This window comes from Mesorhizobium sp. M0500, assembly GCF_040321165.1.
GTDB lineage: Bacteria > Pseudomonadota > Alphaproteobacteria > Rhizobiales > Rhizobiaceae > Mesorhizobium.
In genome coordinates this window covers 1-13,906 of record NZ_JAMYRB010000012.1, presented here as the reverse complement: position 1 = coordinate 13,906, position 13,906 = coordinate 1, and the positions used below count along the sequence as shown (strand labels likewise).

The following is a 13,906-nucleotide window of genomic DNA, read 5'->3' as shown; positions in this document are numbered from 1 at the left end:
GGCGACTAGCCTATCCCCACCATCCCTTCGTCATCCCAGGGCGGAGCAAGGAGCGAAGCGACGCGGCGCAGACCCTGGGATGACGAAGTGGAGAGATGTCTCAGCTAATCTCGAGGCTTTGTGATTGCCACCTTTTTAATTTGCTTCAAGTCGGGAAAGTCGAAATCTATCTTCACGTCCCGGCAAACCCAACGTCACTCCGCCAGTGTCTTCAAAAACGCCACCAGCGCCGCGCGCTCGTGGTCCGAAAGCTGCAGCGGGTGGACCTCTGACACACCCTCGACACTTGCCGGCGCCTTGGAATAATGCGCCACCACCTCGTCGAGCGAGGAAAACTGCCCGGCATGCATGTAGGGCGGACGGGTGGCGGCACCGCGCAGCGACGGCGTCTTGTAGGCGCGGACGAGTTCCGGCCCGGTCTTGACCATGAAGCGCAACTCGCGGCAGGCGCTGGCATCGCCGTCGCGAAAGGCGCCGAAACAGTTGAACGGATCGGCCTCGACCTGCGCCACCGCCTCGACGCGGCCGCGATCCGGCGGCAGGCCCGCGACCGGCGGCACGCCGGTATTGTGGAAGCTGCCGTCGGTAAAACGCGGGCCGTTGTGGCAGGTCACGCAATTGGCCTTGCCGATGAACAATTTCAGGCCGAGGATTTCCTCCGACGAAAAGGCGGCGTCGCCTTTCGGCTCGGCGCCCGCAGCCAGGTCGAGGGCAAAGCGGTCGAAGCGTGTCTGCGGCGGCGCGATCGAGCGCTCGAAGGCGGCGATCGCCTTGCCGATATTGGCAAAGACGCGGTTGACCTCCTCGGCTTGGCTGGCGGGCATGGCGTTCCAGGCCGCCTTCTCGGCATCGGTGCCGAACGGGCCGGCATTGGCCGGCACGCCCGAAAGGTCAGGCAGCGGCCCGAAGATGCGCTCGTAGCGCTCGCCGAAGCGGGCCTTGATGTAATGTGCGAAGGCGGCGCGGTTGCCGGCCTGCTCCAGCGGATTTTCGAGCGGTGTCAGCGCTTGCGCCCACAGGCTGTCGCGCCGCCCGTCCCAGAAGAACCAGGGATCATGCGCGACGCCGGCCAACGGCATGGTACGACGGTTGGTGCGGCCGACGCCGACCGCTTGCGGCAGGTCGTCCTGGAACTGCCGGTCGATCTTGTGGCAGGTCGAGCACGATACCGTGCCGTCGCCGCTCATCCCGGTGTCGAAAAACAGCGTCGAGCCGAGTGCCGCGGCGGCCGGCACATCGGCGAAGCGATTGGTGGTATCGGGCTTCAGCGGCGGCAGCTTGGACAGGGCCAGTGAGGCGATGGTCTGCTTTTCGGCATCGGAAAACTCCGGTCTGCCGCAGCCGGCAAGCACGGCCACCACCACCAACGCGAGAAGACTGGGAAACCGGCTCATCTATGGCTCACAGCACCACATTGAAGACGACAGTGTCCGAACCGGCCGCAGCGGAAATGGCAAAATGCAATTGCCACCACCCGCTCATCGTGAATTTGACCCCGTCGATGCGATAGCGCCCCGCGCCGAGGTAATCGGTCGCCTGCGGGCTGGTCGGCAGACCGTGCTTGTGCTGCGGCATGCCGCCGGAAATCGTTATCGCAGCACCTTCCACCGGCGCACCCTCGACGGTTTTGAGCGTGAGCAGCCAGGATTCCAGTTCGCCCTGCCGGATGACGCCTTTCTCGGGCTCGAAAGTCGCCGCGAACAGCTTGTTCGCCGTCGTCTTGGAACGGCCGACATCCGAGCTTGGTTGCGGCGCACGCGGCGCCGTCAGATAGACGATTGCCAGCACGCCGGCGAGCAAGGCAGCCAGGCCGAGGCCTCCAAGAAGATAACGCCATAACGATGCCAAACCCATTCCTGTTCTGCGGATAACGTTTCGCTGGGCAGATCGCGTCCCACGCCCCTGTGGGAAATCGCGCCCAGTGCAAGAATCCGCCGTCGCCAAGCATGGCGCTGCCGGCTGCAAAAAGCTACAGCACCGCAATTGCAGGGATGGAGGAGTGCTTCATGGCAGGAAACGGCATCGCCTCGATCGGCGAGTGCATGCTAGAGCTTTCGGGCCAGGCCGGGCCGAACTGGCGCATGGGCTTTGCCGGCGACACGTTCAACACTTTGTGGGCGCTGCATGCCTTGAGCGGCGAGCGGCGGGCGACCTATGTGTCGGCCTTCGGCGACGACCCGTTCTCACGCGACCAGATCAAGTTCCTGGCCGAGAGCGGCATCGGCATCGGCGCCAGCCCGGTGATAGCGGGCGCCCGCCCCGGCCTCTATGCGATCACGCTGACCGGCGCCGAACGTTCTTTCACCTATTGGCGGGCCGATGCGGCCGCAAGGCAGTTGGCTTCGGACCCAGCCGCTTTGCAGAAAAGCCTTGAAAACCAGGCGCTTGTCTATTTTTCCGGAATCACTTTGGCAATCCTCGACGACGACGCACGCACGGTGCTGCTGACGGCCGTGGCCAAGGCGCGCGCGGCCGGCTCGCTGATTGCCTTCGACCCCAATTACCGGCCGCGGCTATGGCGCCAAAGCGAGGAAGCGCAGGCCGCGATCCTCGAGGCGCTCGCCGTCGCCGACATCGCGCTCCCGACCTTTCCCGACGAGCAGATGCTGTTTGGTGATACGACACCGCAGAAAACAGCTGAACGGCTGCGAAAGCTGGCCGGCGAAGTCGTGGTCAAGAACGGTGAGGAACCGGCGCTGATCGCGCAAAACGGAACCTTGCAATCGGTTCCGGCGGTGCATGTCGCCGCGCCGGTCGACACCACCGGCGCCGGGGACTCCTTCAACGGCGCCTACCTCGCCGCCCGACTTGCCGGCCATGCCCCGGCAGAGGCGGTGCTGCGCGCCCATCGCGTTGCCGCCGCCGTCGTGCAGGTGCGCGGCGCCCTGGCGCCGTTCGAGACGCTGAGGGCAGCGTTCGAGGCAACTGCTATCTGACCTTGATGACGACCTTGCCCTTAGCGCGTCCTGTTTCGACATAGGCCAGGGCGTCATTGGTCGCTTCGAATGGAAAGACCCGATCCACAACCGGGCGGATCGCGCCGGCTTCGATGAGAGCGGTGATTTTGCTCAGCTGATCGCCCTGCGCCCACATGAAAAGGAACGAAAACTGCACGCCGCGGCGCTTGGCTTTGGCCCGAATTCCGCGACTCAGGAAGCTGAGCACCAGCCTCAGCATTAAGTTCAGTCCCTTTTCCCTGGCAAATTCGGCATCCAGTGGACCGGAGATGGAGATGAGCTTGCCACCCGGTTTCAGCACCCTCAGGGATTTTTCCAGTGTCTTGGCGTCCTGGCTGTTCAAGACGACATCGTAGCCCGACAGAACTTTCTCCAAGTCGTCTTTCCTGTAGTCGACGACGACATCGGCGCCGAGACTTTTGACCAGATCGGCACTCGCCGCGCTCGCGGTTGTCGCAACGGTCGCGCCGAGGTGCTTGGCCAACTGAATAGCAAATGTCCCGACGCCGCCGGAACCAGCCTGAATGAAGACCTTCTGTCCCTTCTTCAGGTTTGCCCGTTCGATGAGCGTCTGCCAGGCGGTGAGACCGACCAGGGGAATCGACGCCGCCTCTTCCATACTGAGATTCTCGGGCTTCAAGGCTACGTCGGCCTCATTCACGGCAATGAATTCGGCGAATGTCCCAATCCGGCCATCGCGCGGCCGCGCATAGATCTCGTCGCCGACCTTGAACTTGCTGACTTTCGATCCCACGCGGATAACCTTCCCAGCCACGTCGTGGCCCAGGATGAAGGGCCGGCGGTAGGGCAAGATGAGCTTGAATTCTCCGGTTTTGACCTTGGAATCGAGCAGGTTCACCCCTGCGGCATGGACCTCGACCAAGACATCGCTGTCCTGGAGCTCCGGCTCCGGCATTTCGGCCAGCCGCAGAATAGCCTTCTTGTTATACTTATCGACAACGAATGCCTTCATGGCAGTTACTTTCTAAGAATGCCTGTTGCTGTTCGGGACGAAACAAGCCGAACGTTTTCAGCTGCATAGCCGCCTTGCGGCAAGGCCTCAGCCTCGAGGAAGGACAGCGCCTTCGGGACAAAATCGGCGTGGTTCTGAAATATCCCGCCATGCCCGGCATCCGGATAGATGACCAAATGCGCCCCCGGGATACGCCCGGCGAGATCATAGGTATTGCTGCTCGGCACCATCCTGTCCTGGTCGCCATTCGCAACCAAAGTGGGAATGCGGATGGTGCTCAGGTCTTGTGGCGCCTGGAGTCCGTAGGCCTTGATCGCCTTGAGTTGCGCGCCGAACGCGCTCAGCGATATCGCCTTGTCCCGGTTATTCCGGCGCTCTTTCAGCCGTTGCAGAAATGCGTTTGCGGCGCGGCGCCCATTCGGCGTTCTTGTGAAGAAGAGATAGTACTTCGGATCCCGAAAAGTCAGCGCGCCCTTGATCATGTCCACGATCGTCAGCGGCGTCACCTTGTCGATGCCTTGCCCACCGGCCGGCCCCGTGCCAGCCAGGATGAGTTTGCGCACAAGCTTGGGCTCGGTCAGCACAATCTCTTGCGCCACGAAGCCGCCGAGTGAAAAGCCGAAGAGATCGACTTCTTCGAACCCCAGCGCCCGGACAAAGGCGACCGCATCCCGCGCCATGCCGGAAATGGTCGACGGAGTTTTGCCACCCGAAGCACCGATTCCGCGATTGTCGAAGGCAATTACCCGCCGGGTCGCAGCGAGGCCATCGACGATGCGCGGATCAAAATTGTCCAGCTGAGCAGCCAGATGGTTGAGCAGGATCACCGGCACGCCCGTCCTGGGCCCGAGTTCCCTGTACGCAAAAGCTATGCCGCCGACATCGACGGAGCGCGTTGGCGCGTCATGGAACAACGCCGGTGAACGCGGCGACCGATTGGATCTATGTGTCATGCTTGGCGCCTCCGTTTCGTAGGGCCTGGCCAAATGTGTCGTAGTTGCTAGTCGCATGTGCGTGAAATCCTCTGGCTCGCCGTTGTTCAGACCGGCAGTCGGAACTGCTTGCGCAGGCTCTTGTCGAAAATCCCCGCGGGGGCAAAGCGGCGCAGCAGGCTGACCTGGCGCGCTGCGTTGCCAGCGGTATAGCGCCGTCGCGGGCGGGCATCGGTCGCTGCCTTGACAACCACATCCGCCACCACTTCCGGCCGATCGGCTTTGGGCATCACATCGCCCAGCAGCGCCTTGAGCCCGGCTCGAGCCCGATCGTATTCCTTCAACAGCGAATCCGGCTCGATGCCGTTCTGGTCGAAGACGGTGCGGACGAATGCCGGCTCGATGACGGAAACGCGGACGTTGAAGGCGCGCACCTCGTGGTCGAGCGATTCCGAATAGCCTTCGAGCGCGTGCTTGACCGCCGAGTAATGAGCTGAGTATGGCGCGGGTACCAGTCCCAGAATGGAGCCGATATTGATGATGCGCCCTTCGCCGCGCCGCCGCATCGACGGCAACACCGCATTGGTCATTCGCATGACGCCGAACAGATTGACGTCGAACAGGGCTTGTACCTGGGCGACCGAGGATTCCTCGGCGCCCCCTAGCAGACCGACACCGGCATTGTTGACCAGGAGGTCGATCCGGCCGGTCTGCGCGAGCACGGTGGCAACGAGCGCATTGACGGCCGCATCATCGGTCACGTCGCATGCCAGCATGGTCACTCCGCCCGGACCATTACTGGTCTTGCGGCGACTTGTCCCGAAGACAGTGAAACCCGCCCGCGCCAAGGCCTCGGCGCTGGCGCGGCCGATGCCGGAGGAGGCTCCGGTCACGATTGCGGTTTTTTCAGAATTCCCATTCATTTTTGATGTTCCAGGTTCGAGAGGTCTAGCTTATTTCCACAAATTGAATTATGGTCGTAATATCAGATTATGAGCATAATGCAATAGCAGGACAGGAAAGAAAGACCATGCGCTACGAAAAGGGCCGAAAAGACGCGTCACGCAGCCGGATCATGGAGGTCGCCGCCGAACGTTTTCGATCTGACGGCATCGCGGCGTCCGGGCTGGCAACCATCATGAGCGACGCCGGGCTGACGAACGGCGCCTTCTATCCGCACTTCCAGTCGAAGGCGGAGCTCGTCCGTGAAAGCGTGGCGGCGGCCTTGGACGCGCAGTCGCATGAAGTGCAGGAAGCATTGGCCGCCGGCGGTCCGGAAATGGCCATAGAGACGTATCTATCGGCCGAGCACCGGGACAATCCTGGAAAGGGTTGCGCTTCGGCCGCGTTGTTGCCGGAAATCGCGCGGCAGCCGCCTGAAACGCGAGCCCTCTATGCCGAGCGCGCTCAATCCCTGGTGCGCCAGATAGCTGAAGCTCTGCCGCAGACGAACGATCCCGAGGGCGCTGCGTTGGGCATGTTTGCAACGCTCATCGGCGCGCTCCAACTCGCGCGCGCCGTGGAAGGAACGGAATTATCGGATCGTATCCTAGCGGCGGGAGCAGCTGCCGCAAAGGCGCTGATCCGGCCGGTTCAAGACGAGGTGGCCTCCTGAGGGCAGCCCGGATTATTCGGCCGGCTCGAATCTGCCTTGCACCAAGACTGTCTCCACCGGCCCAAGCGGATTGATGATCCGGCTCTCCAGGACTTCGATAAGTTTGCGTCCAACACCCGCCATATCCACGGAATGAACTCCGATCTTTGCCGGCAGGAAGCGTGCCAGCCGCGTGCTGTCACGGGTGACGATGTGGACGTCGCGGCCAGGTGTAAGACCCCGCTTGCCGAGAGCGTGCAACGCTCCCAGAAGGCCCAGTTCGTTGGCGCACGCCAAGCCCGTTGGCGGATCTGATGACGCCAGCAAGCGATCGAACCAGCCTGCGCTCGATTCCATGGTGAACATGCCATGACCGATCAACGATTGGTCGATCGGAATACCAGCCTCGGCCATTGCCCTTCCATACCCGGAAAGACGCATGGCACTCGTCTGGTCCTCCGGAACGAGAAGTTGCAGCGCAATGCGTCGACAGCCCTTATCCATGAGCCGCCGGGTCGCCTCGTAGGCAATCTGTTCATTATCGACATCGACATAAGGATACGCGATATCCAGGTCGGTTCTTCCAAACGCGACGAACGGCATGCGTTTGTCCAGCAGCAGCTTGACGCGCGGATCAGCCGACACCAGACGCGTGATGATCAGGCCGTCTGCGTTGCGCGCCTGAAGCTGGCGCTGCACACTCTCAACGGGATCGTCGTCGGGAGTGGTGGAATAGATGGACAGACTATAACCGGCTTGCCGCGCCGCCAGCGTCATGCCTTCGATCAAAGGAAGCTTCAACAAATCGGACAGATGGTCTCGTGTTTCCATCGGGAGTACTGCCGTCAGCGTCTGCGTTCGACCGGTTTTGAGCGCGCGACCATGATGATTTGGTAAATAGCCGACCCGCTTAGCCGCCTCCTTGACGCGGGCTATGGTCGAGGGCTGCACCTCCGGCCCATCCTTCAGAGCGCGGGACACCGTGGTCACCGAGAGGGAAAGTTCCGCGGCGATCTGCTTTAGATTGGCCATTGTTCGCCCGACTTCATTTGCGAAAGCGCCGGCTGATTTGCTGACCGCCATAACGTTACCGAATTCGACATCCCGGTCAATCGAAACTCCCGTAGGAAGCAGCTTGACTCCAGCGCATTGAGATGCAATCGTAACGTTACGATTACAAAATAATGGCTCTTTTGAGCGATGTTTGATAAAGTTGGGGAGGAGAACCTATGTCTTGGCTACGCATTTCCTTAACAGCATTCGCAATCTCGGCTGCCCTGCCCGTTCATGCGCAAACAGTCACCATCACGACCGCAGGTGGGGATTATGGTAACGCCATGAAGGAAGCCATGTGGGGCCCTGCTGCAAAAGAGCTTGGCTATGATGTCCGCGAGGAGACCCTAAGCGACGGCCTGGCCGCCTTGAAGATGCAGGTCACCTCGGGTGCGGTCACGACCGACGTCATTCACCTGGGCTCACCGGAAGGTGCCCAGGCGGCCGCACAATCGCTGCTGGAGCCGCTCGACTACAAGATCATCGATCCGAAATCCGTGCCGGTAGGTGCAAAGTCCGACTACTGCTATCCGTTTGACTCCTATGGCACCGTCATGTCGTGGAACACCAAGACCTATGGCGAGAACCCGCCGAAGACGTGGGCGGAATTCTGGGATGTTGCCAAATTTTCTGGCCGTCGCGCGTTGCGCGCCAATGCGCAAGACTCGATCGAGATCGCGCTTCTCTCCGATGGCGTGGCACCGGCGGACGTCTATTCCGTGCTCAGCACGCCGGAAGGGCTAGAGCGCGCCATCAAGCGGCTTGAAGCGATCAAACCAAACGTCGCCGTGTGGTGGACCTCGGGGGCTCAGTCCGCGCAGTTGCTGAAAGATGGTGAGGCGGATTTGGTCATTACCTGGAACGGACGGGCCCAAACCGTGAAAGCCGATGGCGGCGCGGCTGACTACACGTTCAAGGGTTCGGTCATCGGCACGGACTGTCTTGGGGTGCCGAAGGGAGCGCCGAACAAGGAAGCCGCGATGAAGCTCATCGCAGCGATGACGCAGCCCGCGCGGGTTGCCAAGCTGACCGATTTCATTGCCTACGGCCCCGTCAATCCTGCGGCATATGAGGGTGGCCTTATTCCCGAGGACCGTCTGAAGACCCTTGCGACCGCGCCTGAAAATGCTGGCACTTCGGTGTTTTCCAATTCAGAATGGTGGGTCAAGAATGGCGAGGCTGCCCAAAGAGCCTTCGATGAAATGATGGCCCGCTGACTCTCAGCTCTAACGCATGTCGCGCAAAAATGTGCAGCGCGCGACAACGACATGCATGAAAACAAGAACCTAAAGCGCGTCGCGTGAAGCCCGTCGAACGCGACGCGCTTCAAGGCTGGAGCACATGATGAAGTCGCTCGCGATCACCATCGAAAGCGTGCACAAGGCTTATGGGTCCTACGTCGCACTGGATGATGTTTCGCTCGACATTCAGGCTGGCGAATTCCTCACGCTGCTTGGACCATCGGGATCGGGCAAGACCACGTTACTCATGGCTCTGGCCGGTTTTGTCAGGCCGGATTCCGGTAAACTTTTCTTGGGCGATCGAGACATCACCCGCCTGCCGCCCAACAAACGAGACATCGGCATAGTATTCCAGAATTACGCCTTGTTTCCCCACATGAATGTCATGGCGAACGTCGCGTATCCGCTGGTGCTGCGCAAGGTGCCGAGAGCGGAGGCGCGTCAGCGGGCGCTTGATACCTTGGCCCGCGTGAAGCTGGATGGTCTGGCGGAGCGCAATATTGCCGCACTATCCGGCGGCCAACGTCAACGGGTGGCATTGGCGCGGGCTATCGTCTTCGAACCGCGCGTGATGTTGATGGACGAGCCGCTGTCGGCGCTCGACAAGAACCTGCGCGAGACCATGCAGTATGAGATCCGGCGTCTGCATGATCATCTACGGATCACCACAATCTATGTAACCCACGACCAGCGCGAAGCGCTGATTATGTCTGACCGGATTGCGGTGATGAATTCTGGCCGCATCCAGCAGATAGATACGCCGCAGCGGATTTATGATCGTCCATCGACCCGCTTCGTCGCGGAGTTCATGGGCGAGGCCAACATTGTGGCCCCGGGCTCAGCGCGCAGAATCGACGGCGCCGAAGCATCACGCGAAACCCTGATGATCCGCGCCGAAAGCTTCCATCTTGATGCGAAGCTCGTCGGGGGAGACGGAGTGGCTCTCGAAGGAATACTGCGCGCCAAAGCGTTCCGCGGCGAGAACTGGCTTTTGACGCTGGCGCTTGACGGCGGGCAAGAGGTCCTTGTCTGCATTCCGGCAGCGCTGGCCGGCGGCTGCGCAGAGCTTGCCGCCGGTCAGCGGATGACCGCATATGCACCAGCAGCGAAGGTTCACGCGATACCGGGAGCGATGGCGTGACCGTCGTCCGGGACCCGGCGCTCGCGGCGGATGCGCGGCGCGAGCGGCGGTTTTTTCTTTCACTTTCGCTCCCGGCGCTGTTCATCGTTGGACTGGCGGCGATACTGCCCATCCTTTGGATCATCCGGCAATCCTTCCTGACCACCGGGGGTGAGTACACCGTCGGCAACTACCAGAAGGTCCTTTCGAGCGGACTGACGTGGTCGGCGCTCGTCACGACCCTCGAACTGTCCTTGGGTACGCTGGCGGGCTGCATTCTCCTCGGCACTCCTCTGGCGCTGGCTCTGGCCAGCGTCAGACCAAGGCTGGCCAATGTGCTCATGGCATTCGTCATGCTGCCGCTGTGGACCTCTATTCTGGTGCGTACCTATGGTTGGCTCGTGCTCTTGCGGCGCGACGGCCTGATCAACGCGGCTTTGACCGGTTCAGGCCTGACGGCGGAGCCATTGCCGCTGGTCTACAACTTCACGGGAACGCTCATCGGCATGGTGCACTACATGCTGCCACTTTTTCTGCTGCCTGTTTATGCTGCGATGCGCGATATCGACCCAAATCTCATTCGCGCGGCTGCGAGCATGGGGGCCACTCTCAGGCAGGTCATCCGCACAGTCATTATGCCGCTTTCGGCGGGCGGCATCTTCTCGGGTTCGATCATCGTCCTCATCTACGCCATAGGTTTTTTCATCACGCCGGCGGTGCTTGGCGGCGGCAAGGTAAATCCGCTCTCTACCCGGATCGAGCGTACACTATCGACCTTTCAGGACTGGGGGTCGGCAAGCGTCCTGGGCATTCTGCTCCTCGTTCTTATGGCGCTGATCGGTGTGATGTTGCTGGCGGCACGCCGTCTGGTGGCCCAGAACACCATGGAAGCCTCCCATGCTTGAAGCCTATCCGCAAAACAGGCTCGCCCGCATTTTGCTCTGGAGCTTTGCCGCTCTTGTCATGGCATTTCTGATGCTGCCGACGCTCGTGGTGGTGCCGCTTTCCTTTTCGGCGTCGAATCTCCTCGAGTTTCCGCCGCACGCCTACTCGTTGCGCTGGTACGAGAACTTCTTCGGCTCGGCAACGTGGATGGCCGCGCTCAGAACGAGTTTGATCCTTGGGACGTTGACGGCGTTGATCGCGGTGCCTTTCGCGCTGCTCGCCTGCATTTCAATGAATCGGCTGGGCGGAAAGACCGCTGCGGCCATCCAGAGCGTCCTGCTGACCCCCTCGATCACCCCAGGTATCCTGCTTGCGATCGGTCTCTTCTTTGTGTTGGCCGCACAACATCTGATCGGAACGCTATTCGGTGTGCTGGTCGGACATGTGGTGCTGGCCGTTCCGGTCGCCTGCATTGTGTTGCTACCCGCTCTCGCCCGCTTTGACTGGAACCAGGTTCAGGCGGCGCGCAGCCTCGGTGCAAACTGGGCCAGGTCCATTGGCGGAATCATCGTTCCGCAACTTCGGATCAGCTTGCTGTCAGCGACATTGATGGCGTTCCTGACTTCGCTCGACGAGTCTGTGATTTCGATCTTCATCGCAAGTGGTCGCAATAGCACGATGCCGAAGCTTATGTTCCTGTCGCTGCGCGATCAGATCGATCCGACCATTGCGGCGATCTCGACATTGTGGACCGTCATCGTCGTGGCCGTGGTCCTGATTGTGACCCTTCGCCAAGAATCCTGACCGAGACTGGAAACATGCCCACCAATTACCATGCAGCCGACGATCTGACGGATCATTCGACGGACATCCCTCAGGTAGGGTTGGCCATCATCACCGGGTCGGCAAACTGGGGGCTTGCCTTCCCGGAAGATGTCGAATTCGATGGTGTGCGCACCTTGCGGCGCGACATGAGTTTTGAAACACCTTTCGGTCGCACCGACAACTGGAAGCTGCTCGAGTTCGATGCGTCGATCACCGCGGAAGGGAGAGCAAAACGCGCGCTGTGCATGTATTCGCACGGCAATCCCCGCGACCGTATCGACCATTCCTGCCATCGCCGCGCGTTCTGGGTATTGATGCGGGCGGGTGTACGGCAAGTTCTCGCCTGCTCGACTGTAGGCGCCGTCAACAAGGCGATCCAGCCGGGCGACATGGTGGTGACCGCCGATATCATTGAACTGACGCAGACCCCGTTTTCACTGCTTCCTGACCGTCAGAGCTTTGACTGTTCGGGCAAGCAAATCGTGTGTCCAAGATGTGCGGCGGTTCTGGTCGAAACGGCCCGCCGTCATTGGCCAGCCGAATGCCGCGTTTATGGCATCGAACAGCAGTTGGTGGCTGCCCATTGTTATGGGCCCCGGCTGACAACGCCTGCCGAAGCCTTGGCATATCGGGGCATGGGGGCGGATGTACTCAACCATTCCATCGCCCCTGAGGCGACCTTGTCGCGCGAGATCGGCGCGTGTTTCGTGCCTTGCGCGTTCGTGACGGCGGGCTTCAACGACTATATGGATCGCAATCGCCAGAAATTGCTGCAGGAGGACGTGCTGCCCAGTCTCTCCATGACAGCCTCGCGGGTCGCGCTGGAGACCGCCGCGCGACTTCCCGCTGATCCGGAATGCTCCTGTCACGGCTTGAAGTCGCCTCAGCCGAAAGAACGCTCCAGCCGGTTCTGAGACGACCTTGGTGCGCCGGATAGCTGAAGCTCTGCCACCGACCAAGAATCCCGAGGGCGCTGCATTGGGCGTGTTTGCGACGTTCGAAACGCTAAGGGCGGCGTTTGAGGATTAGGGTCAAAACTCAATCAGACTGGCTGCCGCCAATGGCCCAGATGGGCGGAACTTGCCGTTTGAATTAGTCGGCGGGAATGAGCACAGAGCGCCATGTTCAGACATTCGCGGTGCTTCGCCAGAGCGGACGTTAGCTCATCGGTAGGAGTCGACCTGCGGACCATGCTTGATGGTAGGTGTAAGGGAACGGCGTGACCCCCATGCGATGAAGCGGCGGTAGGCCGCCGCTCCGATTTTGAGCGGCCCGTCCGGCAACGCCATAATTGACCGGCAGGGGACGTTATCGATGACGCAAATCAGAGCCATGACTGAGCAGGACGTGCCTTCGGTATCGCTGCTCATTGGAGAGTCTTGGCGCAGGACGTACTCGCCAATCATGGGTGCCGAGACCGCGGCCCGGATTTCGGATGAAGATCACACGCTGCAGCGGATTGCGGCGGAACTGACAGACACCAACAAAATGTCGTTCGTGGCAGAACGGCCAGACGGCTCGATTGCCGGCTACGCGATGGCTAAGATGAATGAAGCCGGCGACGTCATGCTTGACCGGCTCCACATCGATCAAAGCGAGTACGGCACCGGGCTAGCCGCTAATATATTGCACGCTGTCTTTGCCGCCCATTCCGGCATCCCGAGCATCGCACTCGAAGTGCTCGAGGGAAACGACGGGCAATGGCCTTTTACCGCAAACATGGTTTGAAGTGGTCGATCGCAGGGCCGCGTCGCACGGTGCAGAAGGCCATGCATCGTTGATTATGCGCAAACTGCTATCGCGCGCCTAGTCGGAACTCGCGCATCGAACAGTACATCACGTCTTCCGTCCCCAGCGCACCGGCGGCCTCCCCGCTCGCAATCCAAATAGACGTCTTTCAGCTGTTTGATTGGCATGTCAGCGTGAGCGAACGCGAGGTCCTGAGCGTCAGAAGCCGACAATGAAGCCGGACTGATTGCGATCAGCACGGTGCCGAGCGTCACAGGCGCGAGGGACTTAACAACTGACATGATCATTTTGAGATCCTCCCCAGCTCCCGTCGGTCAACATTCAGTCCTTGGGGTCGCAGGTGTAGTGCCGTTCGAAGGTCCCGTCCGCGCGCCGCTGCTTGTCGAAGCCGCGATGTAAGGCTCGATCGCGCGCTCGTGGACCAGCCAAAGGGGATCTCGGCCGAGGCGTAGCCACTGCCGGCGGCCAACCGTTTCGGGATCGAGGCCGAAGCGATCCTGGTGCGCTCGATCGTCGTGCCGGCCGCGCCTGCCTCCGCATGACGGATGGCGCGGCTTCGCAAATCGCACATGATTTC

General features: G+C 61.0%; 15 protein-coding genes. 8 read left to right on the top strand and 7 right to left on the bottom strand.

Features of this window, described 5'->3' with window-relative positions; translation table 11 throughout:
• Positions 1-194: 194 nt before the first annotated feature.
• Both NKI70_RS20800 and NKI70_RS20795 read right to left on the bottom strand, forming a co-directional pair.
• A complete protein-coding gene (locus NKI70_RS20800) occupies positions 195-1,394 on the bottom strand; it encodes a cytochrome-c peroxidase (protein ID WP_352644741.1) in 1,200 nt (399 codons plus the stop codon).
• Between the two features lie 7 nt (positions 1,395-1,401).
• Positions 1,402-1,848, bottom strand: a complete 447-nt coding sequence (locus tag NKI70_RS20795; protein ID WP_352568996.1) for a FixH family protein — start codon at positions 1,846-1,848, stop codon at positions 1,402-1,404.
• A gap of 158 nt (positions 1,849-2,006) precedes the next feature.
• Between NKI70_RS20795 and NKI70_RS20790 the strand changes: the two genes are divergently transcribed.
• Positions 2,007-2,936 carry a sugar kinase gene (locus NKI70_RS20790; protein WP_352568906.1) on the top strand — a complete coding sequence of 310 codons (930 nt, stop codon included), beginning with the start codon at positions 2,007-2,009 and terminating at the stop codon, positions 2,934-2,936.
• Here the strand turns inward: NKI70_RS20790 and NKI70_RS20785 are convergent.
• The 3 genes from NKI70_RS20785 to NKI70_RS20775 form a co-directional block, all read right to left on the bottom strand.
• Positions 2,929-3,930, bottom strand: coding sequence for an NADP-dependent oxidoreductase (locus NKI70_RS20785; protein WP_352724868.1), 1,002 nt, complete (start codon positions 3,928-3,930; stop codon positions 2,929-2,931). The genes NKI70_RS20790 and NKI70_RS20785 overlap by 8 nt on opposite strands.
• 5 nt (positions 3,931-3,935) lie before the next feature.
• Positions 3,936-4,883 (bottom strand): alpha/beta fold hydrolase, encoded by a 948-nt coding sequence (locus NKI70_RS20780; RefSeq protein ID WP_352724867.1) that lies wholly within the window; start codon positions 4,881-4,883, stop codon positions 3,936-3,938.
• 86 nt (positions 4,884-4,969) lie between these two features.
• Positions 4,970-5,785: an oxidoreductase gene (locus NKI70_RS20775; protein WP_352451958.1), complete on the bottom strand. Its 816-nt coding sequence runs from the start codon at positions 5,783-5,785 to the stop codon at positions 4,970-4,972.
• A 107-nt stretch (positions 5,786-5,892) separates the two neighbouring features.
• Here NKI70_RS20775 and NKI70_RS20770 point away from each other — a divergent pair, with 107 nt between their 5' ends.
• Positions 5,893-6,477 carry a TetR/AcrR family transcriptional regulator gene (locus tag NKI70_RS20770; protein WP_352451959.1) on the top strand — a complete coding sequence of 195 codons (585 nt, stop codon included), beginning with the start codon at positions 5,893-5,895 and terminating at the stop codon, positions 6,475-6,477.
• Between the two features lie 12 nt (positions 6,478-6,489).
• Here NKI70_RS20770 and NKI70_RS20765 read toward each other — a convergent pair whose 3' ends face one another.
• Positions 6,490-7,539 carry a LacI family DNA-binding transcriptional regulator gene (locus tag NKI70_RS20765; RefSeq protein ID WP_352568911.1) on the bottom strand — a complete coding sequence of 350 codons (1,050 nt, stop codon included), beginning with the start codon at positions 7,537-7,539 and terminating at the stop codon, positions 6,490-6,492.
• 146 nt (positions 7,540-7,685) lie between these two features.
• On the opposite strand from NKI70_RS20765, the gene NKI70_RS20760 reads away from it, so the two are divergent.
• From NKI70_RS20760 to NKI70_RS20735, 6 genes are all read left to right on the top strand, one after another.
• Positions 7,686-8,726, top strand: coding sequence for an ABC transporter substrate-binding protein (locus NKI70_RS20760; RefSeq protein WP_352568912.1), 1,041 nt, complete (start codon positions 7,686-7,688; stop codon positions 8,724-8,726).
• A gap of 127 nt (positions 8,727-8,853) precedes the next feature.
• Positions 8,854-9,891: an ABC transporter ATP-binding protein gene (locus NKI70_RS20755; RefSeq protein ID WP_352692328.1), complete on the top strand. Its 1,038-nt coding sequence runs from the start codon at positions 8,854-8,856 to the stop codon at positions 9,889-9,891.
• Positions 9,888-10,775 carry an ABC transporter permease gene (locus NKI70_RS20750; RefSeq protein ID WP_352724866.1) on the top strand — a complete coding sequence of 296 codons (888 nt, stop codon included), beginning with the start codon at positions 9,888-9,890 and terminating at the stop codon, positions 10,773-10,775. The genes NKI70_RS20755 and NKI70_RS20750 overlap by 4 nt, the downstream gene beginning before the upstream one ends.
• The gene (locus tag NKI70_RS20745; RefSeq protein WP_352724865.1) at positions 10,768-11,559 is read left to right on the top strand and encodes an ABC transporter permease; all 792 of its coding nucleotides are present in this window, start codon (positions 10,768-10,770) and stop codon (positions 11,557-11,559) included. The genes NKI70_RS20750 and NKI70_RS20745 overlap by 8 nt, the downstream gene beginning before the upstream one ends.
• A 14-nt stretch (positions 11,560-11,573) precedes the next feature.
• Positions 11,574-12,494: a phosphorylase family protein gene (locus NKI70_RS20740; protein WP_023676454.1), complete on the top strand. Its 921-nt coding sequence runs from the start codon at positions 11,574-11,576 to the stop codon at positions 12,492-12,494.
• Between the two features lie 400 nt (positions 12,495-12,894).
• Positions 12,895-13,308, top strand: coding sequence for a GNAT family N-acetyltransferase (locus NKI70_RS20735; protein WP_352724864.1), 414 nt, complete (start codon positions 12,895-12,897; stop codon positions 13,306-13,308).
• A 304-nt stretch (positions 13,309-13,612) separates the two neighbouring features.
• On the opposite strand, the gene NKI70_RS20730 is transcribed toward NKI70_RS20735, so the two are convergent.
• On the bottom strand, positions 13,613-13,906 hold a 294-nt coding region (locus tag NKI70_RS20730), incomplete at its 5' end, for a hypothetical protein (RefSeq protein ID WP_352724863.1).

Bases quoted from the DNA above. Each gene is read 5' to 3' on its own strand.
- NKI70_RS20800 (WP_352644741.1), bottom strand. From the start codon at position 1,394: ATGAGCCGGTTTCCCAGTCTTCTCGCGTTGGTGGTGGTGGCCGTGCTT.
- NKI70_RS20790 (WP_352568906.1), top strand. From the start codon at position 2,007: ATGGCAGGAAACGGCATCGCCTCGATCGGCGAGTGCATGCTAGAGCTT.
- NKI70_RS20785 (WP_352724868.1), bottom strand. From the start codon at position 3,930: ATGAAGGCATTCGTTGTCGATAAGTATAACAAGAAGGCTATTCTGCGG.
- NKI70_RS20780 (WP_352724867.1), bottom strand. From the start codon at position 4,883: ATGACACATAGATCCAATCGGTCGCCGCGTTCACCGGCGTTGTTCCAT.
- NKI70_RS20775 (WP_352451958.1), bottom strand. From the start codon at position 5,785: ATGAATGGGAATTCTGAAAAAACCGCAATCGTGACCGGAGCCTCCTCC.
- NKI70_RS20770 (WP_352451959.1), top strand. From the start codon at position 5,893: ATGCGCTACGAAAAGGGCCGAAAAGACGCGTCACGCAGCCGGATCATG.
- NKI70_RS20765 (WP_352568911.1), bottom strand. From the start codon at position 7,539: ATGGCGGTCAGCAAATCAGCCGGCGCTTTCGCAAATGAAGTCGGGCGA.
- NKI70_RS20760 (WP_352568912.1), top strand. From the start codon at position 7,686: ATGTCTTGGCTACGCATTTCCTTAACAGCATTCGCAATCTCGGCTGCC.
- NKI70_RS20755 (WP_352692328.1), top strand. From the start codon at position 8,854: ATGAAGTCGCTCGCGATCACCATCGAAAGCGTGCACAAGGCTTATGGG.
- NKI70_RS20745 (WP_352724865.1), top strand. From the start codon at position 10,768: ATGCTTGAAGCCTATCCGCAAAACAGGCTCGCCCGCATTTTGCTCTGG.
- NKI70_RS20740 (WP_023676454.1), top strand. From the start codon at position 11,574: ATGCCCACCAATTACCATGCAGCCGACGATCTGACGGATCATTCGACG.
- NKI70_RS20735 (WP_352724864.1), top strand. From the start codon at position 12,895: ATGACGCAAATCAGAGCCATGACTGAGCAGGACGTGCCTTCGGTATCG.